Source organism: Stenotrophomonas sp. TWI273 (assembly GCF_039674765.1).
In the GTDB taxonomy this organism is placed as follows: domain Bacteria; phylum Pseudomonadota; class Gammaproteobacteria; order Xanthomonadales; family Xanthomonadaceae; genus Stenotrophomonas.
This window is the reverse complement of record NZ_JBDJOA010000001.1, coordinates 183602-204362: the sequence shown is the minus strand read 5'-3', so window position 1 is coordinate 204362 and position 20761 is coordinate 183602. Positions and strand designations below refer to the sequence as shown.

Genomic DNA, 20761 nt, shown 5'->3' with positions numbered 1-20761 from the left:
TAAGGCGCACGCGTCATCATTTGCTCCTCAAGGCGCGCTCGTCGCGCGCGAATGGTCCCAGCAGCGCGCCGACAAAGCCGCCTGCGCGATCCGTACTCAACACCGTTCCGTCCACGTCGTCGGCGAGCGTCTGCCAGCCCTGCCCATCATCCGTGTCGAATGCGAACGCATAGCTGCCCCCGTCACCGGCGATCTTCAGGCGCAGCGACGTGGACGCCGTCGCGGTGCGCGTGGCCAGGGTGCGGGTCACGCCGCTGCCATCGCGCCCTTCCAGGAAGATCGCCACGCGATCCCCGCCGAGGCTGCGCACGCCCAGGAAGTACCAGTAACGCTCGCTCTGGAACGCAGCAAGGCCCGCCGCCACACCCGTCGCCGGCCGCGTCATGTCGGTGCTGGCCTCGAAGCGCAGATGCTGCTGACGGCGGCCAAGGAAGGCGGGGTTGCGCAGCGTATCCAGGTTCTCCGGCAACGGATGCACGGCCAAGCTACCCGGACGCAGGCCCAGGTCTGCCCACGCCTGTTTGGGGACGCGTACCCGCAACCATCCCATGCCGAGCGTCGGTGCATCGAAGCCGTCGCGATCGACGAAGTTGCCGGTTGATGGGGCCTGCGAGGCATCGCCCTGCATCCACGACGGCGCCTTGACCACGTACGGAATGGCCTGGTTGGCCGGCAGGATCACCGGCCAGCCATCCCGCCATTGCACGGGCAGCAGATACGTCTCCCGCCCCGTGTTGTAGTGGCGCGTCTGGTAATTGCGACTGGCCAGGAACACCGCCCACCAGGCGCCGTCCGGACCTTCCACCAGATCGGCATGGCCGGCGTTGGTGATCGGCAGCGGCCGGTCGTCCGGCAGGTCGCGCTGGGTAAGAATCGGATTGCCCGCATACGGGAGGTAGGGCCCCCAGACCTCGCGGCTGCGCAGGACCACCTGGGAATGCTGCGGCCCGGTGCCACCCTCGGCATCGGAAAGGTAGTACCAGCCATCGCGCTTGAAGACATGCGGACCCTCGATCCAGATCGGGTTCTTCGCCGGCTCCACCCCGCCGTCGATGAGCACCCTGCGCGGCCCCACCGGCTTGAACGCGGCCAGATCGATCTGCTGCATCCAGATGGCGCGGTGGCCTTCGTAGCGCTGCGGACCGGGTGGCACATCGTTGTTGACCAGGTAGACGGCGCCGTCTTCGTCGAAGAACAGCGACGGGTCGATGCCCTCCACGCTGGGCAGCCAGTGCGGGTCGGACCAGGGGCCGGCAGGGTCGCGCGCGGTCGCGATGAAGTTGCCGCCACTGTCGACGGCCGTGGTGACCACATAGAACATGCCGTCGTGGTACTCGATCGCCGGCGCGAAGATGCCGCGCGATACGTTCAATCCATCGAAGTCCAGCTGCGTCGGGCGGTCGATCACGTTGCCGATCTGTTTCCAGTGCACCAGATCGATGCTCTCGAATACCGGAATGCCCGGGAAGAACGTGAAGCTCGAATTGACCAGATAGAAGCGGTCGTTGGCGCGGACGATGCTGGGATCCGCATGGAAGCCGGCCAGGATCGGGTTGCGGTAGTGACCGGCGGGCAGCGGTGCTTCAAAGGCCGCGTCGTGACCCGAATAATCGAACCAGTCGAAATAAACCGGCGGCGCAGGCGCAGGCGCAGCGCCCAGTGGCGACACTGTCGCCGACAACAGCAGAACGACCGTGGCCATCAGCAGGCGCATCAGCGAACCTCCGCAGCGTTAAGGGAAAGCTCGAAGGGCCCGGCCGGCGCACCGCTGCTGTCGCGCAGCGTGCAGACCGGACCGTCCGCCCAGCAATAGCGCACATGCAACGCGCCGCTCCGGTCGTGCCGGCCGCTGGCCGGCTCCACGCAATCCATGCAATCCAACACAACCTCCCGCCCCTCCAGCACCGCGTCGGCATAGCGGCAGTGCCGTGCATCGGCGTCACAGAGCTCGAATCCTATGGGGCCGTTCGCACCGGTCGTGACCAGGGTGCCGGTGACATTGTCGAACGCAATCCTTGCTTCGCCCTGCCCGCGCGACACGGTGCGAACCGTCGGGCCGGAAGGTGCCAGCGCCCGTTCGCCGTAGGCCACGTGACGTGCCACCCGGGCCAGGCGCCGGCCCAGCTCCTGTTTGTTGGGCGGGTGGATGTCGTACGCATCGCCGATGTCGATGGCCACCGCGAGCCCGGTAAGCGGGTCTTCCGCCGCGACGCGACGCTGCGCCTCGCGCACCTGCGCCCAGCCACTCTCCACCGGCGCCTGGGGCGGCTGCCCATAGCCGGCCAACTGCACCACCAGCAACGGCAACCGCGCACCGAACCGGCTGCGCCAGTCATCGCGCAGGCTGCGCAGCTGGTTGGCATAAGCGGCACCGTCCGCCGTGTTCGACTCGCCTTGGTACCAGAGCATCCCACGCAGGCCATAGCCGCCGAGCGGTGCGATCATGCCGTTGTACAGCGTCGACAGACCGGTGGCGGCATGCCAGGGCGCCAGCGGCGGTGGTTGTGTGCCGGGCGCCACCCGGTAGTGCCACGGTGCGTCCAGGACGATGCGCGTGCCGTCGTCCAGCTGCACGGCGTGAGCGTCGGCCGGTCCCGACAGCCCGCCCTCGCCGTAGGTATCCAGTACGTTGATCACCACCGTGTTCTCACCGGCGTTCAAAAGCCCGGCCGGAAGTGTGTAACGCCGCGGCTCCCCGGCACCGTACTGGCTGCCCACCGCCACGCCGTTGACCCAGGTCATGTCCGTCTCATCGACGGCGCCCAGCGCAAGCCGTGCACCCTGCGCCGCCTGCGCGGCGGTCAGCGTGACCTGGGTGCGGTACCAGACCATGCCGTTGTACGCGGCAAGGTCCGGCACGCCCCAACGCTCCCATGCCCCCAGCGCGGCGGGGGCCGTGTGCCATGCCGTGTTGTCTGCGCCTGGCTGCCAGGGAGTGTCGCCTTGCCGGGTTCCGTCGCGCGTCGACCACCACTGCTGCCATACCTCGCCCCAGCCCGCGGTTGCCGCCGCAGGGTTGCTTGCGTAGAGCGCGAGCAGGTCAAGCGCGGGGTCCATGCCGCCCTGCGTATGCAGCGCGTCGGCGCTGGTCCACGCCTCGATCCGCGAGCCGCCCCACGCCGCCTGGATCAGCCCCATCGGGACGTTGACGGTCTTCTGCAGCTCACGCGCAAAGTAGTAACAGGCGGCGGAAAAGTCGCGCACCGCGGCTGGCGACGCCGGCCTCCACGCCGTCGGCGCCGGGAACGTGCTCTGCGGCGTAACGGCTGCGGCCTTGGGCACGGTGAGCAGGCGAATCGTCGGGTGCGTGGCGGAGGCGATCTCACTGTCTGCATCAAGCGCGCGCCAGACCGGCAGGTCCATGTTCGACTGCCCGGAACACAACCAGACATCGCCCATCTGCACGTCATGCACGTTCCGGGTGGCCTGCCCTGCGCGGACGGTCATGTCGTGGGGGCCGCCAGCGGGGATGGGCTGCAGCGTTGCACACCACTGGCCGCCGGCATCCGCGCGCGTGGTGACGGTTTGGCGTGCGAACGCCACGGAAACCGGGGTGCCCGGCGCAGCATGGCCCCAGACCGGAATCGGCTGGTCGCGCTGCAGCACGGCGTGGTCCTGGAACAGCGGATGCAGCAGCGGTGTTGCCGGTTCCTGTGCCACCGCCGGCATGGCAGCGCATGTCACGGCGGTCGCCAGCATCCAGAGGATCGCCCGTGGCCGACTCATCGCCCATCTCCCGGCGCGGAAGGAAACTGCAGATGCTGGTACCAGGTCAGCGCGTGTGGCGGCGCGGTTTCGCCCGCAGGCAAGGGCCTGCCGCTGATCGACTGGAAGTACGCCACACTGGCATCGCGCCACCACTGCGCTTCGCGCCGCTGGATGCTGAGGTAGGCGGCGACCTGCGCATGCCGCTGCGCATCCACCCTGCCCTGCAGGCCTGCCCAGGTGGCCTGCATTCCTTCCACCTGACGCACACCCAGGGAGTAACGCCCCACCAGTTCGTCCCACAACGGTCGTCCCGAGGCCATGCGGTGATTCCACGGGACATGGTGGAACCACAACAGGAGCGGCTCCGGCACCCGCGCCAGGTCGCCGTACACGGTGGCCACCTCGGGGGCGTACTGGGCCACCGCGTTGCTGCCGCTCGCGGTGCGATCGAAGCCGATGCCATCGCGGTCGGCGCGGTGGTAGTACACGGCGGTCCAGTCCGCGCGCGGACCGCCGTCCACCCAGGGGCCGGGCCCGTAATGGTGCCCGCGCGCCATCAGGTGGTGCAGACCCAGCGGCGTCATGTAGTTCACCGCGGCCTCGCGCGAGACCATCATCATCTCGACGATGGGCACGACCACCTCGGGATCCGGCGCGAACGTCATCGCGGCCCAGTCCGCCGCGATGTCGCGGGCGGACTGGGCCGGATTCCAGGCGAGACGGCCGAAGGCGTACCAGTTGGCCTGGTCGAAGTGCGACCCACTCCAGGTGCGATCGCTGCCGATGTTGGCGACGCCGGCGATCCCGGTCAGAAACTGCGCGACCGTGGCGCCCGCACCGCGTGCGTGGGTGTCGGACTGCAGCACCTCCTCGTACAGCGGCCCCAGGTAGACCAGATGCGTGGCGAAGCCGAGATACTCCTTGGTGATCTGGACCTCCATCATCAGCGGCGTGTGTGGCATGGCCCCGAACAGGGGATGGAACGGCTCCCGCGGCTGGAAGTCGATGGGCCCGTTCTTCACCTGCACGATCACGTTCGGGCGGAAGTCACCGTCGAGCCCGGCAAATTCGGTGTAGGCCTGCGTGGCGCGGTCCTCGGGCAGTTCATGCGCGTAGACGAAGGCGCGCCACATCACCACGCCGCCATGCGGTGCCAGCGCGTCCGCCAGCAGATTGGCCCCGTCCGCATGCGAACGGCCATAGTCCTGCGGTCCGGGCTGTCCTTCCGAATTGGCCTTGACCAGGAAGCCACCGAAATCCGGAATGCGCGCGTAGATCTCGTCAGCCTTGTCGCGCCACCAGCGCTGCACGTCCGGGTCGAGTGGATCGGCGTTTTTCAGCCCGCCCAGCTCGATGGGCGCGCTGAAGCGCGCGCTCAGGTATACGCGGATGCCGTACGGGCGGAACCTGTCTGCCAGCGCGGCGGCTTTGATGAGATATGCCGGCGCAAGGCTCTGCGCGCTCGCGTTTACATTGTTCAGCACGGTGCCGTTGATGCCGAGCGAGGCGTTGGCACGCGCATAGTCCGTATAGCGTGGGTCCCGCCACTCCGGCAGGGTCTGCCAGTCCCACAGCGAGCGGCCCGCATAGCCGCGCTCCACATAGCCGTCCAGGTTGTCCCAGTGGTCGAGCACGCGCAGTCGGAGGCGGGGTGATTCGCGAACCTCGAGGGCATCAAGTGACGCGCCGGTCTGCAGCAGTCGCAGCAGATGGAACACGCCATACAGGACGCCGATATCCCGGCGCGCGGCTACCAGCAGCACCTCGCGCCCGCCGATGTGCGCACGCCTGAGCAGGTAGCCATCGTCGCCGAGTGAGCCAATCTCCTGGCGGAGGGGCGCGATCACGGCCGACGAATCCGGGGTGCCCAGCACCACGGTGCGGTCTGCGCTTGACGCGATCTGCATCCGCGGCGCGCGACCCAGCAGGCCGGTGAGGCCACGCACAAGTTCCTCGCGCGCGGCGCGTTGCGTCGGGGTCTGATCGGGAGCCACGACCCCGCCCAGCCGTGCCCGGTCGTCCGCCGCGAGCGCAGGTTCCAGCGGTGCGTAGCGCAGCCATAGGGCGTAACCGTCTTCTGCCCGCACGCTGCCTGCGCAGGCGAAAAGCGCCACGGCGACACCCAGCATCCAGTGACACCGCTCGACATTCCGGCGCAGCAGCAGCGTCGCCAGCAAACCTTGTAAGCTGGGGATGTGCCCGCCTCGCGGCAGCGTCACAAAGAAGAAAGGCAACACGCATTGGACAAGCCGAAGAAATCGGTCCGCCGCAAAACCAGTGGCGTGACGATCGACGAGGTGGCTGCCCTGGCCGGGGTATCGCCGATGACCGTGTCGCGCGCGATCAACCAAGGCAAGGTGCGCGATGTCACGCGCGAACGGGTGATGCGCGCGGTGCGCGAACTGGGCTACACGCCCAACCTGGCCGCGAGTTCGCTGGCCGCGGCGCAGCACACGCGGATCGCGCTGATCTACACCAATCCCAGTGGCGCCTACCTGCGGGAGCTGCTGGTGGGCCTGCTGCGTGTCGCGTCCAACGCGGCCATCCAGCTGGTCATCCATTACTGGGACAACTTCGACCCCGAGGCCGAGCGCAACGCTGCACGCGCCTTGGCCGGACGTGTGGATGGCGTCATCCTGCCGCCGCCGCTGTGCGAGTCGCAGGCGGCCGTCACCGAACTGGTCAGCGCCGGCATCCCGGTGGTCGCGATCGCATCGGGGCACCTGAGAGACGATCTTTCCTGCGTCCGCATCGACGACTTCCACGCGGGCAAGGAGATGGCCGAACACCTGATCCAGCACGGGCACCGACGGATCGGCTTCATCTGCGGCCGCAGCGACCTCAGTGCGAGCGCGCGTCGCTACGATGGGTTTGTCACCGCCCTGCAGGAGGCAGGGCTGCAGGTCGAACCCGGCCTCGTCGAACAGGGGGATTACACCTACCGTTCGGGGCTTGCCGCGACCGAGAAGCTGCTGTCCCAGCGTCGGCCGCCCACGGCCATCTTCGCCAGCAACGATGACATGGCCGCGGCGGCCATCTCCGTTGCACACCGACGCGGCCTCGAGGTGCCCCGCGATCTGTCGGTCGTGGGCTTTGATGACACCTCGGCGGCAACGACCGTCTGGCCCGAGCTCACCACCCTCCATCAACCCATCGCCGCGATGGCCGACGCCGCCATCGATATCCTGCTGCGTACCATCCGCCGCAAGGGCGACGACACGCGCGTGCTGACCGATCACGTCATGCCGCACCGGCTGGTGGTGCGCGACTCGGTCGCGCGCCCGCCCAAGCGCTGAGGGCGCAGGCCGCATCGTCACGCGCCGGGGCATGCGATGGTGGCCTCCGCTTCATTCAAGGCGCCCAGGGCAACGCGTGACACCGAGAGCGTCATCGCGCCTGCCGTCCCGATCGACCAGGGGCGATCCAACTTGCCGACCTCCGCGCCGGCCGCCGCCAGACACTTCAAGGGCACGCCCACGCGGGTCCATTGGCCCACGGGCAGCGTTGCCAGCGCCGGTCCGAGCGCGACGCGTGCCGAACAACCCGTGCCGCAGCCCACGGACAACCACGCCTCGCCCTGGGGTGCGGCGTCGACGCGCATCGTCGTCAACAGCATCAGGTCGCCGTTGCTCTCGCGCTGCAGGTCCAGCGGCGTGTGCGACTGCAGCGCGACGATCGCCTCACCCTTGCCCGACCACGCCAGACGGCGACCATCTTCCTGTGCCAGGTGATCCACGCCGGTGACCTTCAGCAGGTCGCCCTCGAGGGATTCCGGCACCTGCGTGACGGTTACCCCCTGCCCGGCGCTGCCCTCCAGCCGCAGGGCCATGCCGGAGCCGGCATCCCCGCGCGCGAAGAACACCCCGGCGGCCCCTTCGTTGCCCGTCACGCCCGAGGCTTCCGGCAGCGCGGCCAGATCGCCGTTGTCGGCATAGGTCAGGCCGAAGCCGAAGGCGAACAGGGGGTTGTAGTCCTTCTGCCCGACATTGTTGGCGTACTGCGTCGCGGTGCGCGGCCAGCTGAAGCTCAGCTTGCCCTTGAAGTCGTGCTGCACGCTGCCATCCGGCCTGCGCAGCAGCACATCGGCAATGCCGGCACCTTCCGAACCGGGCAGCCAGGCCGCCACGAAGGCATCGGCGGCGTTGATCTCACGATTCACCCAGAGCGGGCGTCCGCTGAGGAACACCGCGATCACGGGGATGCCGTCGGCCTTGAGCCGCTTGATCAACGCCAGATCCGCGTCGTCCCCCGGCTTGTAGGCAAGGGTCGCCAGATCGCCCTGGAACTCCGCATAGGGGTTCTCGCCGAACACCACCACGGCCACATCCGGTTTCGTGGTGTAAGCGCCATCCACCGCCAACTGCGCTTCGCCGCCAGCGGCCGTGGCCTGCTGCGCAATGCCCTCGTAGATCGTGTCCGCGTTCGGGAAGTCTTTGCGGGTGGTGCCGGTGCCCTGCCAGTTCAGCGTCCAGCCGCCCGCCTGCTTGCCCACGTCGTTGGCACCGTCACCGGCCACCAGGATGCGTTGCTTCGGCGACAGCGGCAGCACGCCGCCCTGGTTCTTCAGCAGCACCAGCGATTCGCGCACCGCCTGGCGTGCAACCTGACGATGCTCCGGCGCACCGACCAGTGCGAACTGCCCACCGACCGCGCGCGACGATGGCTTGCCCGCCTCGAACAGGCCCAGCCGCATCTTGACCCGCAGAATCCGGCGCACTGCGTCGTCCAGGCGTTGCTGGGGAAGGGAGCCGTCCTTCACCGCGGCTAGCGTGGTCTCGTAGAAACCCTTCCAGCTGTCCGACGCCATGGCCATGTCCAGGCCGGCATTGATCGTGGCCGGACAATCGGTGGTGGTGCAGCCCTTGACCTGCCCGTGGCCGTTCCAGTCGCCCACCACGAAACCACCGAAGTGCATGCGCCCCTTCAGCGCATCGGTCAGGTACGGCTTGTTGCCGTGCATTTTTTCGCCGTTGACGCTGTTGAAGGAGGCCATCACCGTCTGCGCGCCCGCCGCGATGGCGGGCGGATACCCGGCCGCGTGGATGCGCACCAGCTCGGCCTCGCTGATCCGGGTATCGCCCTGGTCCTTGCCGTCGGTGGTGCCGCCATCACCGAGGAAGTGCTTGACCGACGCGATGACATGGCGACCGTCAAGGAAGCCTGGCGAGCCCACCTTGCCCTGCAGGCCCTCGACCATCGCGCCGGCATAGCTGGCCACCACCTCGGGCGACTCGGCGTACCCCTCGTAGGTACGCCCCCAGCGGTCGTCCTGCGGTACCGCCACGGTCGGCGCGAACGCCCACTCCATGCCCGTCGCACGGGTTTCCAGCGCGGTGATCTCACCGATACGGCGCAGCAGCTCCGGGTTACGGGTCGCGCCCAGGCCGATGTTGTGCGGGAACAGGGTCGCGCCGATGATATTGCTCTGCCCGTGGACGGCGTCGATGCCGAACAGCACTGGAATCGCCTTGCCGCCCTGCGAGGTGTCCATCGAGGCTGCGTAGAACGCATCGGCCAGCGCCAGCCATTCGGCAGGCGAGGCATCATAGCGGCCGCCGGGATCGGAGTTGCCGCCCGCGAGGATCGAGCCGAGCCGGTAGGTGCGGAGGTCCTCCGGCGTGATGCTGGTAATGTCACCCTGCACCAGCTGACCCACCTTTTCCTCCACCGTCATGGTGTCCATCAGGTCGGTGATCCGCTTCTCCAGCGCGGCATCCTGGGGCAGCGGCCAGGTCACCTGCGGCCACGGATCCGCATCGGCCGCCGCCGGTGCAACGGCCTTGTCATCGTTCCCGCAGGCAGCCAACACCCCCATCAGCGCGGCCAGCAGCACGCCACGGCGGGCGTGGGCAAGGCGTCGATTCGTCATCGTGTTCATCCTTCCATCTGCTCCAGTTCCTTGCCCTTGGTTTCGCGCACGTACCTGAGCACGAAGAAGACCGAGATGATGGCCGAGGCCAGGTAGAGGCTGTAGGTCGCCGCGAGCCCGATGGCGGCCAACAGGATGGGGAACGTCACCGTGACCGCGAAGTTCGCGGTCCATTGCGCCGCACCCGCCACGGCCAGTGCCGAGCCGCGGATCTGGTTGGGGAACATCTCGCCCAGCATCACCCACATCACCGGCCCCCAGGAAAGATTGAAGAACACCACGTAGGCATTGGCCGCCACCAGCGCCAGCGTGCCCATGCTCCCGGGCAGCTGCAGGCGCCCATCGACCAGCGAGCCACTCGCGAAGGCGACCACCAGGAGCGCCAACGACACCGACATGCCGGCCGAGCCGATCCATAGCAGCGGCTTGCGCCCGATGCGGTCGATCAGCAGCACGGTGACGACGCAGGCGCCAATGCTGAGCGCACCAGACAGCACGTTGATCAGCAGTGCGTCGTTCTCGGAAAAACCGACCGCTTGCCAGAGCACGGCGCCGTAATAGAACACCACGTTGATGCCGACCAGTTGCTGGAAGATGGCCAGGCCGATGCCGACCCAGACAATCGGCCGCATCCTCCCGGTGACCTTGCTGCGCAGGTCCGACAGCCGCGGGCGATGGTGGTCCGTCGACAGCGAGGCGTCGATCTCGGCCAGCTTGGCCTGTGCCTCCGCACCGCCGAACAGCCGCGTCAGCACGTGCAGCGCCTCGTCCTTGCGGCGTTTCACCACGAGGTAGCGTGGGCTCTCCGGAATGGTCAACAGAAGCGCCAGGAACAACAGCGATGGCACCGCCTGCATCCAGAACATCCAGCGCCACGCCGCGTACCCGCCCCACAGCGCCTCGGTCGAGGCACCGGCGGTGGCCGCCAACAGATAGTTGGAGAGGAACGCGACGGTGAGGCCGCTGATGATGGCGATCTGCTGGACCGTCGCGAGGCGGCCACGGTAACGCGCCGGCGCAACTTCGGCGATGTACGCCGGCGAGATCACACTGGCTGCGCCGACCGCAAAGCCCCCCAACACCCGCGCGATGATGAACAGGGTCGAGGACGCCGCCGCGCCTGCCCCGATCGCCGACAGCAGGAACAACACCGCCGAGACGATCAACACGTTGCGGCGTCCCAGGCGGTCGGACAGCCGCCCGGCGCTGAACGCACCGATGGCGCAGCCCAACAGCATCGAGGCGATCTCGAACCCCTGCATCCACTCGCCTGACCGGAACGTCTGGTGCAGGCCGTCCTGGGTGCCGTTGATCACGCCGCTGTCGAAGCCGAACAGGAATCCGCCAATCGTCGCCACCACGCTGATCAATACGATCAGCCGCGTGTTCTCCCCACCGCTCACTGCCTGGTTCATTGCCCTGCCCCTCCCCGGTTCGGTGTCATCGCTGCGAACTGCCGCGCTCAGCGCAGCAGGTACTGGTTGAGCAGGTTCTCGTAGCGTTCCTGCTTGCCGCTGGTCTGGTTGGGCTCACCGCCCTTGGCACCCAGTGCGGCCAGGTCCGTGAGGCTGAGCGCGCCTTGCGCGAACTCCTTGCCGGCACCAGTGTCGAAGCTGGCGTAGCGCGCCGTGCGCCACTGTTCCAGCGGGGAGTCGTTGAGCAGCGCGTGGGCCACTTCCAGCCCGCGTGCGAACGCGTCCATGCCGCCGATGTGGGCGATGAACAGGTCTTCCATGTCGGTGGATTCGCGACGCAGCTTGGCGTCGAAGTTCAGGCCGCCCTCCAGGCCGCCCTGCCGCAGGACGACCAGCATCGCGCCCACGGTGTCGTAGAGGTCGGTCGGGAACTGATCCGTATCCCAGCCGTTCTGCGCGTTGCCGCGGTTGGCGTCGATGCTGCCCAACAGGCCGTGGTCCGAGGCGACCTGCAGATCGTGCTCGAAGGTGTGGCCGGAGAGCGTGGCGTGGTTCGCCTCGATGTTGAGCTTGAAGTCCTTGTGCAGGCCATGCTCCTTCAGGAAGCCCGCCACGGTCGCGCTGTCGAAGTCGTACTGGTGCTTCATCGGCTCCATCGGCTTGGGTTCGATCAGGAAGTTGCCCTTCAGGCCGATGCTGCGGCCATAGTCGCGCGCCATCGTGAGGAACCGCGCGAAGTGATCGACCTCGCGCTTCATCTGCGTGTTCGCCAGCGAGGCATAGCCTTCGCGGCCGCCCCAGAACACATAGTGTTCGCCGCCCAGTTCAACCGTCGCCTCCAGGGCGGCCTTCACCTGCACGGCGGCGCGCGCCACCACGGCGAAATCCGGATTGGTGGACGCACCGTTCATGTAGCGCGGGTGCGAGAACAGGTTGGCTGTGCCCCACAGCAGTTTCATGCCGGTCGCATCCTGCCGCGCCTTGGCCAGGCCCACCATGTGCTTCAGATTCTTCTCGTACTGGTCGACGTCGTCCGCATCCGGCGCCAGGTCGATATCGTGGAAGCACCAGTACGGCACCCCGAGCTTGGTGAAAAATTCGAACGCCGCGTCCACCTTCGCCTCGGCGGTCGCCATCGGCGAGCCGGTCTCCCACGGGAAATTGCGGGTGCCCGGACCGAACGGATCATGCCCGGCGTTGCAGAACGTGTGCCAGTAGCAGGCCGCGAAACGCAGATGCTCCTGCATGGTCTTGCCACCGATGACCTTGTTCGCGTCATAGACCTTGAACGCGAGCGGGTTGTCCGAGCCGCGGCCTTCGAAGGGGATGCGGCCGATGCCGGGGAAGTATTCCTTGGCGCCGATGAAGGGTTGATTGCTCATGGTGCGTCTTCCTGTCGTTGTGCGAGGTGGTGCGTAGAGGGATCAGCCGCGATACAGCGGCGTGAGAGCGTCGAGATGTCGCAGGAAACGTGCATAGGCCGCGGCATAGGCGTGCGTACGCATCGGATCCGGGTGAGCGGACTGCAGCGGGTCGACCGCAACGTGCCGGTCCGCGATGTCGGCGATGGAGGCAGCGTCACCGCGTGCGTGACCCAGCGCCCACAGGGCCTGCAATGCCGCGCCGAACGCCGCCCCCTCGGACTGGGTCGGTACGTCCACCGGCAGGCCGAAGACATCGGCCACCATCTGCCGCCACTGCGCGCTGTTGCTGCCGCCACCGGTCAGCACGATGCGGTCGAACCGCATGCCCGCGCGGACAAAGGCGTCGTACCCATACTTCAGGCTGTACGTGGCGCCTTCCATGGCCGCGCGGTAGAGGTGCGCCGGGGTCATGTTCGTCGTGTCCAGACCCGCCAGGACGCCCTTGCCCAGCGGCAGGTCCGGCGTGCGTTCGCCATTGAGGAACGGCAGCATCACCAGGCCGTCGGCGCCGGGCGAGGTCGCCCGCAGGTGTCCATCGCCATAGCGGGTGCTGAAACCGAAGGCGTCGGCGACCTGTTCGGTCACGACGGTGCAGTTCATCGTGCAGATCAACGGCAGCCAGCCACCGGTGGACGAGCAGAACGCGGCCCAGGCGCCGTCCGGATCGACCACGGGCGTGTCCGAGTAGGCGAACAAGGTGCCCGAGGTGCCGAGGCTCATCGCCAGGCGGCCGGGCACGACGCAGCCGGTACCGATGGCGGCCATCATGTTGTCGCCCCCGCCGACCGCAACCTTCACCGTCCCGGGAAGCCCCAGTACGCCCGCCGTGGCCGGATCGATAGCGAACAGCTCGTCGGGTGCGGCGATGCGCGGCAGGCACAGGGCCAGGTCGCGCGCCGGATCGGTCGCGCGCAGCAGCGCGGCCGACCAGGTCCGGGTGCGCACGTCCAGCCAGCCCGTGCCCGACGCATCGCCGTACTCGCAGAAGCGCTGGCCGGTCAGCACGAAGTTGAGGTAGTCGTGCGGCAGCAGGATCGTTGCGAGCCGGGCGTAGGCGTCGGGCCGATGCGTCTTCGTCCAGGGCAGTTTGGACGCGGTGTAACCGGTCAGGATGGGGTTGCCGGCCAGCGCAATCGTGCGCGCGGGTCCGCCGAGTGCGTCCATGATCTGCACGCACTCGGCCGAGGTGCTGGTGTCGCACCACAGCTTGGCCGGTGCCAGGACCTCCCCCGCGGCATCGACCGGTACGAAGCCGTGCTGTTGCCCTGAGACCGCCAGCGCGGAGATGCGGGAACGCACCTTGGAATCGATCGCACGGAAGCAGGCCTGAAGGGCGGCGACCCACGCGGCCGGCTGCTGCTCACGGCTGCCATCGGCGGCGGACGCCAGCTCCAGAGGTGAGCTCGCGCTGGCGATGAGATGCCGCCCGGCAGGGTCGTACACCACGACTTTCAGACTCTGCGTACCTGCATCGATTCCTGCAACCAGATCCATCTATCTCTTCCCGTGGGTGTATGGAGGTAGCGCTACCATTTCTGTGCAACAGCGTGCTGCCCCGTCATGCCAGGGCTGAGACCCGTGGCCAGACGTCCTGCGCCGCCCTGCAGTAGCGTTCGATGAACGCTGCCTGCGACGGCATCGTCGCGACCGCCTGCTCCACTGGCTGGCGGATCCGCATCAACAGCGTGCGCAGGTCCGCGTCGCTGATGGCAGCGGCGAGCGGATGCGGAGGTCCCGGCTGGATCCCCTGCCCCATCAGCACGCTCGTCCAGGAGTCGACCCGGAACAGCTCGCCGGGGTCCTGCCAGGCATGCGCACGTTCGCGCCAGGCCCGCAGCCGGACCGCGAGCGATTCGGGCAGGTCCATGTCACGACAGGCCTTCCACATCGGCTCGTCGCGCTGGTTGGCGTGGTAGTGCAGGATGATGAAGTCGCGCACGTGCTCCATCTCCTGCCGGCTGACCTCGTTGTACAGGTCCACCAGCGCCGGGCTGATGCCGTCGGACGGGAACAGCTGGATCAGGCGCACCACCGCGCTGATGGTCAGGTGGATGCTGGTCGATTCCAGCGGCTCGATGAAGCCACTGGCAAGCCCCAGTGCCACCACGTTCTTGTTCCATGCCTTCAACCGGCGTCCGCTGCGGAACGGCACCAGCCAGGGGTCCCGCAGGGGCGGGCCATCAACGTCGCGCAGCAGCTTGGCGTGCGCCTCGTCATCGGACATGTGGCGGCTGGAGAACACCAGCCCGCAGCCGACCCGGTGTTGAAGCGCGATATGCCACCGCCATCCGGCTTCGTGCGCGATGGCGCGGGTATACGGAACCGGCGGCGCGACCGATGCGGTCTGCACCGCAACGGCACGATCACTGGGCAACCATTCGTGCCAGTCCTCATAGCCGGTATGCAGGGTCTGCTCGGTCAACAGGCCGCGGAAGCCCGTGCAGTCGATGAACAGGTCGCCCTCGATGACCTGCCCGTCTTCCAGCACGAGGCAGGCAATGGAGCCGTCGTGGGCATCTTGGCGGACCTCGCGGATCTTGCCTTCCACCCGTCGCAGCCCGTGGCCTTCGGCTTTGCGGCGCAGGAATTTCGCGTAGAGCCCGGCGTCGAAGTGATAGGCGTAGTTGACCTGGGGCTGGGTCTCCAGCGTAAACCGGTCATGCCACGAGGCCGCGCTTTCCAGGCAGAAATCGCCCAGGTCCGATGGCATGCCGCGGCGCAGGCTGTCCAGCCAGAAATGGTGGAACGGTATGGCCCAGGTGCCCTGCCCGATCGTGCCGAACGGATGGATGAAACGTTCCCCGGGGCGACGCCAGTTCTCGAACGAGATCGAGAGCTTGAACGTGCCGGCGACGGCCTGCAGGAACTCCTGCTCATCGATCTGCAGAAAACGGTGAAACGTGCGGATGGGGGGCACGGTCGACTCGCCGACACCCACCGTGCCGATCTGCTCGGACTCCACCAAGGTGATATCCAACTGATCGCGGAACTGGTGCGCCAGCGCACACCCGGCCAGCCAGCCGGCCGTGCCGCCACCGGCGATGACGACCTTGCGGATGCGCCCTTGCGTTGTGTTCGCCACGTTCAATGCGGTGCTCCCATCAGCGGTTGAGTCGAGCCAGCAGCTGGGCGCGCATGCGGCGCGCCTGCGGCTCGTCGAACGGTGCCAGGTCGCCCCGGGCGGCGTCGGGCAGGTGGTGTCCTGCACGCTCACCCGGGCCGAAGACGTAGTACTCGAAGATCGTTGCCCAGGCCTGCTTCTCGCGCGCCGGCAGGTCGCGCACGGCCCACATCGCGTGGTGGAGTGCCGGTAGCGGCGAGGACAGGAAGGCCGGCGAGCTGCGCCACCAGTAGTTCACCAGCACATTGAAAGGCGCGAGGCTGCGCACGTGGTGCCACCATAGGCTGGGAATGAAGATCGCATCGCCGGGTTCCAGCTCGGCGGTCTGTGCGCTTGCCAATGCATCACGGAATCGCGGGTGGCGCGAGAAGTCCGGGCGGTCGAAATCCACCACGCTCACTACCTGTCCGCCCGGGGTGGGTTCCAGCGGCCCCGGATACAGGTTGTCGATCTGCTCCGGCGGAAACAGCGTGAACCGGCGCCGACCTACGGCGCAGCACGCCAGGTTGTCGGGCGTGTCGAAATGGCAGGAGGCGGTCACGCGGTTGCCGATCCAGATGCTTGCCGAAGCGTCGATGCCCTGCCCGGCCAGGCCGGCATCGTTGTGCTGCGCGAACCCGGGCAGCGCTCGATCGATCAGCAAGGACGCGACATAGTAGGTGGGCGGCCGCGGTGCCTCGAGGGTGACTTCAATCTCGTCCAGCACCTGCGTCAACAATCCGCGCCGGACCTCGACGTTCAACCGGGTGAAATCCTTGTTATAGAACGGGCGCCCCTCGATTTCAGGCCCGCCGAAGGAGTACGGGACCGGCACACCTGCCTCGAAGCCGCGCAGATAGCCCAGTGCCGCCTGCGTGGAGCGTAACCCGGCCTGCACCAGCGCCCAGTCGCGCGCGATGCCGCGCAGTATCACCGGCTCGCCAGCGGCCACCAGTGCCTCCAGCGGAAGCGCGCCAGGCGCCAGGCCTTCCAGTGTCCGCATGGCAATGCCGTCCAGCACCGGTCAGTTCCTGCCCGCCGCAGCGGCGGCATCCTGCAGACGCAGACGTTTCTGTTTCTCTGCGATCAGGCGACGCATGTTGTGCAGCGACGCCAGCATCAGGTACGCCCCTTCCAGGTAGCCGGCGCGATTGAGTTCGGCCAGCGCCGGACCGTCCAGCTGGGCAAGCCGGTCACGGTCGATGGCGTGCAGGCCGTTGACACCGACCCGATGCTCCTGGGCAACCTGCACGTCGAGCGTGATCGGGTGAATGAGGCCTTTAGCATCCAGCTCGGCAAACATCGCCGCCCCGAAGGCGTGTCCCTCGTGGATACCGCGCAGCACGCCTGCGATGTGGTCCAGATAAGGTGTGTTTCCCCCCTGCGGCAGGAATACCGGCTCGCCCTGCATCGCCGTCACGCGCGGGTGATCCAGATCCACGTGCAGCACCGCTTCCTGGGTGAGCGTGCCATCGATCCGGTTTTCCTGGAAGCCGATCAGGAACGGCCCCTTGGCCGCCGCCCCGGGCAGGTAGGACGCATTCCAGCGGCCGTCCTGCAGGTAAAGATTCTCGTGCTGCTCAAACCCAAGCAGGACCACGGACTGCCACTCACCCGTGGCGGCGTCCCTGCGAAGGAAAATGGGGTATTCGCGCTGCAGTTCGGCGAACTCGCTCGGGTAGGCCGGCACCATGCCGACCGCATCGCCAAACGCGGACCCGAAATCGGTGGCCACGCGCAGATCGCGGTGGGCGATGTTGTTGAGCATTTCGTAACGCGGCATGGTGTTCTTCCAACCCCATCAGGACCCTTGAACGGGTGCCGCTGCCAGGGCAGCGGCACCCCCACACGTCAGAACCTGTAACGAACGCCGAGCATGTAACGCGGGCTCTGGTCAGCCAGCTTCACGATCATCTGCGAGGTGCGCGAGCGCCAACGGACGTCCTCACCGGTCAGGTTGATCGCCTCAAGACCGAACGACCAGTGATCATCCAGGGTGTAGTTCACACTGAGATCCCACTGTTCGTACGCTTCCACGTAGTACGGATTGCGACTGGTCCCCTGGTTGGCGAGGATCAGGTACTGGTCGCGCCAGTTCCACGCCAAACGCACCGACCAACCATATTTTTCGTACATTAGCACGGCGTTTGCGGTGTCACTGAGGCCGGTCAACGAGAACTGGTCGATGCCCGGGTCGCCCCCGTTGTTGTAGCCGACATCGCCATCCACCAGGGTGTAGTTGGCGAGGACGCCAAAGCCGGTATCGCCGAAGAAGTACTGACCCCCGAGCTCCCAACCGTGCAGTTTTGCCTGGTTCTGGTTGATGGGACGGTTGACGCTGAACTGGTAGAGCGGATCATCGCCCTCCCCGTACAGGTCATAGGCCGCTTCGGTGGCCAGGACCTGCGCGTCGGTACCGTTGTAGGCGCCCAGTCCGGCCGGATTGTTGCGCAGCAAGGCCAGCGCGGTGAACAGGGCCGTATCGTTGGCCGAGCAGGCCGCCGCATTGGCCGCGCCGACCTGGGTGATACAGGCGCCGCTGTTGAGGAACGCCAACGCGGCCTGCGCATCCGGGCCGGCGGTAGGATCCCTCAGCCCATACAGGTTCTCCTGCACGATGGTGTTGCCGATGAAGTTGTTGACGGACTTGTTCCAGTACGTCAACGACACGTAGCTCGCATCGGCGAAGTACCACTCCAGTGCCAGGTCGAGGTTGTCCGACTCCAGCGGCTTCAGCTGCGGGTTCTGTGCGGTGCCGCTGGCCCGCGAAGACGGATCGATCAGCACCGAGCCAAACGGTTGCTGTGCGGTCGGGCCTGCGTAGAGGTTGCCGATCGGCGCGCGCGCGATACTCTTGCCGAACGAGACGCGTGCCTTCAGATCGTCCATGAGGTCGATGCTGAAATCGAGGTTGGGCAGGATGTAGCTGTAGCTGTTCTTCTCGGTGAACGGCTGCTGCTCATCGGACAACACCACGCGGAAGTCGTTGTTGGACTGCCATTCGATGGCTTCCGGGATGGCGATGACCGACGTCGACACCACATCGGTGGTCTCATAGCGCACGCCCAGGCGGGTATTGGTGCGCAGGCCGCCCAGCTCGCCGTCCAGCTCGACCTGGAAATAGGCCGATTTGGTCTTCTCTTCCACCAGGTTGTCGGCGGCGCGCTGCGGGCTCACGCCAAGACTGGCGCCATAGTTGTCCGCGGCCCATTGCGCCAGGCGGCCCGCATCGCCGCGCCAGGCGGTGAAGCTGTTGGCATTGAAGTCGTTGAACAACCCGACGATGTTGACCGGCTGCAGCAGGTCCATCAGCCCGTTGGCCACATCCCCGTCAACGTTGGCCACGCCCCAGTCGCCCAGGGTGTTGTAATTCTCCGCGGCCTGGATCCGGTGGGTGGTCTGCTTGCTGGAGTCCACGCCAAACTGGAAGCGCCCCCGGTCGAAGCTCCATTCACCGTCGACGCGTCCCTGCTTGATCTCGCTGACCTGGGTCTGCGAATTGATGCGCAGCACCTGCGAACCAATTTCGCCCGGCACGAAGCCCGGGTTGACCACGCCGTTGGTCTTGGCGATGGCATCGGCCGTGCTCGGGTACCAGACCTGGGTGCCCACGGGCAAGCCGTTGTTGAAGTTCATCTCCTGTACCCACGACCCACCGCAATGCGGCCCGGTAGTGCAGTTGTTGGTGCCGGCGATGCTGCTGAAGATGGAACCGCCGCCGGTGAGCGGGTCGTTGGGTCGGCTTTCGTTCTTTGAATTATGCGCGTCGAAGGTCAGCTTGAAGCGGTCGGTGACGTTCCACAGTGCATTGAAGCCGAGGGACCCCAGCTTGTACTTCTGCATGCTGCGCTGCTGCTCAAGCCCGAAATCCTTGGTGCCCGCGATTTCACGGATATAGACCGGCGTCGCAACCGCACCGCTGGTGTCGAACGTGACATCGGTGTAGTTGCTGTTCTGCAACCACATGCCCTGTTCGCCACGATTCTCGGTGATCTCGTTCGTCGAATAGGTGTAGTCCAGGGTCAGGGTCACCGCGTCGGTCGGCGCAAACTGCAGCACCGCCTGACCATTGATGCGCTCACGCTCGAACTCGGAGAACGCATAGCGAAGGTCGTTCGGACGACCGTACAGCGCGCCCACCGCCGGTGCATTGACCACGGTCGGGTTGCCGGGCATCGTGCCCGTCCACGGCTGGATGTTCCAGTAGTTGTTGGTGGCCTGCACCGAGCCACCCTTGCGCTTCTGGTAGCTCGCACTCACGCCAACGCCGAAGGTCTTGTCCGGGTTGCTGTAACTGAAGATGCCGGACAGTTCGGGCGTCAGGTCGCTGTCGAATGGCTGGCTCTGGTCGGAGACGACCTTGGCACCGGCGCTGGCGACGGTGCCGTCATGATCGAACGGGCGTCCGGTCAGGATGTTGATGGTGGCGCCGATACCGCCGCTGGGGACATTGGCCTGGCTGGTCTTGTAGACCTCGATGCCATTGATGGATTCGGCGGCCAGCTGGGCGAAGTTGAAGGCACGGGTACCCCCGTCGACGCCGCCGATGGCGACCTGCCCAGAGGCACCGAACGCATCTGCGCCCGGCATCTGCCGTCCGTTGAGCGTGACCATGTTGAACTGGGGGCCAAAGCCGCGTGCCGTGACCTGCGCGCCTTCACCATCACGACGTTCGATGGAGATGCCGGTGATGCGTTGCAGCGATTCGGCCAGGTTGGTGTCCGGAAACTTGCCGATATCCTCGGCACTGATGGCATCCACCACGCCGGCCGAGTCACGTTTGATGTCCATCGCCTGGCTGAGGCTGTTGCGGATGCCGGTGACCTGCACGGTATCCAGCTGTGTCGGGCTGGGCTGGGCCTGCGGCTGGGCGACGGGCGCGGGCGTTGGCGCGTCCTGTGCAAACGCGGGATTGATGACCAGGACGCCACCGACAAACGTAAACATGGCCCTGGAGGTGAACTTCGCCAGCGTGCGGCTCATGAACGAGCCCCCCGGCATTGGGTACGACGGAACGTAGAAGCGCTCATGACTCTCCCCTCTGACATAACGATCGAATGGATGCACCGCCCCTCCTGGGGGCACGTACGGGCGATGCCCGTCTTCCACACCGAACATCGCAGCGCGCTGTGCGCGTGCTGCGACTTACACTCGCTTTCAGGCTTGCCAGAACAGCCGCGTGGTAAAGGGGGGGTACCCGTTGGCCCTTACCCCGGCCAAGTGGTAGCGCTACCATCACGTCACG

Annotated in this window: 12 protein-coding genes; 1 reads left to right on the top strand and 11 read right to left on the bottom strand. The window is 66.8% G+C overall.

What is annotated here, in order from left to right; translation table 11 throughout:
• Nucleotides 1–16: 16 nt before the first annotated feature.
• The 3 genes from ABE571_RS00790 to ABE571_RS00780 are packed head-to-tail and all read right to left on the bottom strand — an operon-like array spanning nt 17 to nt 5837.
• Nucleotides 17–1714 (bottom strand): glycoside hydrolase family 43 protein, encoded by a 1698-nt coding sequence (locus ABE571_RS00790; RefSeq protein WP_346493005.1) that lies wholly within the window; start codon nt 1712–1714, stop codon nt 17–19.
• Nucleotides 1714–3699 carry a sialate O-acetylesterase gene (locus tag ABE571_RS00785; protein WP_346493004.1) on the bottom strand — a complete coding sequence of 662 codons (1986 nt, stop codon included), beginning with the start codon at nt 3697–3699 and terminating at the stop codon, nt 1714–1716. Before ABE571_RS00785 ends, ABE571_RS00790 begins: the two co-directional genes overlap by 1 nt.
• A gap of 23 nt (nt 3700–3722) precedes the next feature.
• Entirely contained in the window at nt 3723–5837 is a 2115-nt protein-coding gene (locus ABE571_RS00780; RefSeq protein WP_346493116.1) for an alpha-glucuronidase family glycosyl hydrolase, read from the bottom strand.
• Between the two features lie 111 nt (nt 5838–5948).
• On the opposite strand from ABE571_RS00780, the gene ABE571_RS00775 reads away from it, so the two are divergent.
• The gene (locus tag ABE571_RS00775) at nt 5949–7004 is read left to right on the top strand and encodes a LacI family DNA-binding transcriptional regulator (RefSeq protein WP_346462363.1); all 1056 of its coding nucleotides are present in this window, start codon (nt 5949–5951) and stop codon (nt 7002–7004) included.
• A gap of 17 nt (nt 7005–7021) precedes the next feature.
• On the opposite strand, the gene ABE571_RS00770 is transcribed toward ABE571_RS00775, so the two are convergent.
• The 8 genes from ABE571_RS00770 to ABE571_RS00735 form a co-directional block, all read right to left on the bottom strand.
• A complete protein-coding gene (locus tag ABE571_RS00770) occupies nt 7022–9586 on the bottom strand; it encodes an exo 1,3/1,4-beta-D-glucan glucohydrolase (RefSeq protein WP_346493003.1) in 2565 nt (854 codons plus the stop codon).
• Nucleotides 9583–10992, bottom strand: a complete 1410-nt coding sequence (locus tag ABE571_RS00765) for a sugar porter family MFS transporter (RefSeq protein WP_346466456.1) — start codon at nt 10990–10992, stop codon at nt 9583–9585. The genes ABE571_RS00770 and ABE571_RS00765 overlap by 4 nt, the downstream gene beginning before the upstream one ends.
• A gap of 47 nt (nt 10993–11039) precedes the next feature.
• Nucleotides 11040–12374, bottom strand: coding sequence for a xylose isomerase (gene xylA / locus ABE571_RS00760; RefSeq protein ID WP_346493002.1), 1335 nt, complete (start codon nt 12372–12374; stop codon nt 11040–11042).
• Between the two features lie 42 nt (nt 12375–12416).
• Complete coding sequence (xylB, locus tag ABE571_RS00755) at nt 12417–13910, bottom strand: xylulokinase (protein ID WP_346462367.1); 1494 nt, start codon at nt 13908–13910, stop codon at nt 12417–12419.
• A 64-nt stretch (nt 13911–13974) separates the two neighbouring features.
• Nucleotides 13975–15504 carry a tryptophan halogenase family protein gene (locus ABE571_RS00750; protein ID WP_346493115.1) on the bottom strand — a complete coding sequence of 510 codons (1530 nt, stop codon included), beginning with the start codon at nt 15502–15504 and terminating at the stop codon, nt 13975–13977.
• Between the two features lie 13 nt (nt 15505–15517).
• Nucleotides 15518–16537 (bottom strand): cupin-like domain-containing protein, encoded by a 1020-nt coding sequence (locus ABE571_RS00745; RefSeq protein ID WP_346493001.1) that lies wholly within the window; start codon nt 16535–16537, stop codon nt 15518–15520.
• Between the two features lie 3 nt (nt 16538–16540).
• Nucleotides 16541–17299 (bottom strand): SapC family protein, encoded by a 759-nt coding sequence (locus ABE571_RS00740; protein ID WP_313209774.1) that lies wholly within the window; start codon nt 17297–17299, stop codon nt 16541–16543.
• A 68-nt stretch (nt 17300–17367) separates the two neighbouring features.
• On the bottom strand, nt 17368–20499 hold the full coding sequence (locus tag ABE571_RS00735) for a TonB-dependent receptor (protein WP_313209776.1): 3132 nt from the start codon (nt 20497–20499) through the stop codon (nt 17368–17370).
• Nucleotides 20500–20761 lie beyond the last annotated feature (262 nt).

Excerpts from the sequence above, each read along its gene's own strand:
- ABE571_RS00785 (WP_346493004.1), bottom strand. The coding sequence starts at position 3,699 with ATGCTGGCGACCGCCGTGACATGCGCTGCCATGCCGGCGGTGGCACAG.
- ABE571_RS00765 (WP_346466456.1), bottom strand. The coding sequence starts at position 10,992 with ATGAACCAGGCAGTGAGCGGTGGGGAGAACACGCGGCTGATCGTATTG.
- ABE571_RS00780 (WP_346493116.1), bottom strand. The coding sequence starts at position 5,837 with ATGCTGGGTGTCGCCGTGGCGCTTTTCGCCTGCGCAGGCAGCGTGCGG.
- ABE571_RS00740 (WP_313209774.1), bottom strand. The coding sequence starts at position 17,299 with ATGCCGCGTTACGAAATGCTCAACAACATCGCCCACCGCGATCTGCGC.
- xylA (WP_346493002.1), bottom strand. The coding sequence starts at position 12,374 with ATGAGCAATCAACCCTTCATCGGCGCCAAGGAATACTTCCCCGGCATC.
- ABE571_RS00735 (WP_313209776.1), bottom strand. The coding sequence starts at position 20,499 with ATGAGCCGCACGCTGGCGAAGTTCACCTCCAGGGCCATGTTTACGTTT.
- xylB (WP_346462367.1), bottom strand. The coding sequence starts at position 13,910 with ATGGATCTGGTTGCAGGAATCGATGCAGGTACGCAGAGTCTGAAAGTC.
- ABE571_RS00770 (WP_346493003.1), bottom strand. The coding sequence starts at position 9,586 with ATGAACACGATGACGAATCGACGCCTTGCCCACGCCCGCCGTGGCGTG.
- ABE571_RS00790 (WP_346493005.1), bottom strand. The coding sequence starts at position 1,714 with ATGCGCCTGCTGATGGCCACGGTCGTTCTGCTGTTGTCGGCGACAGTG.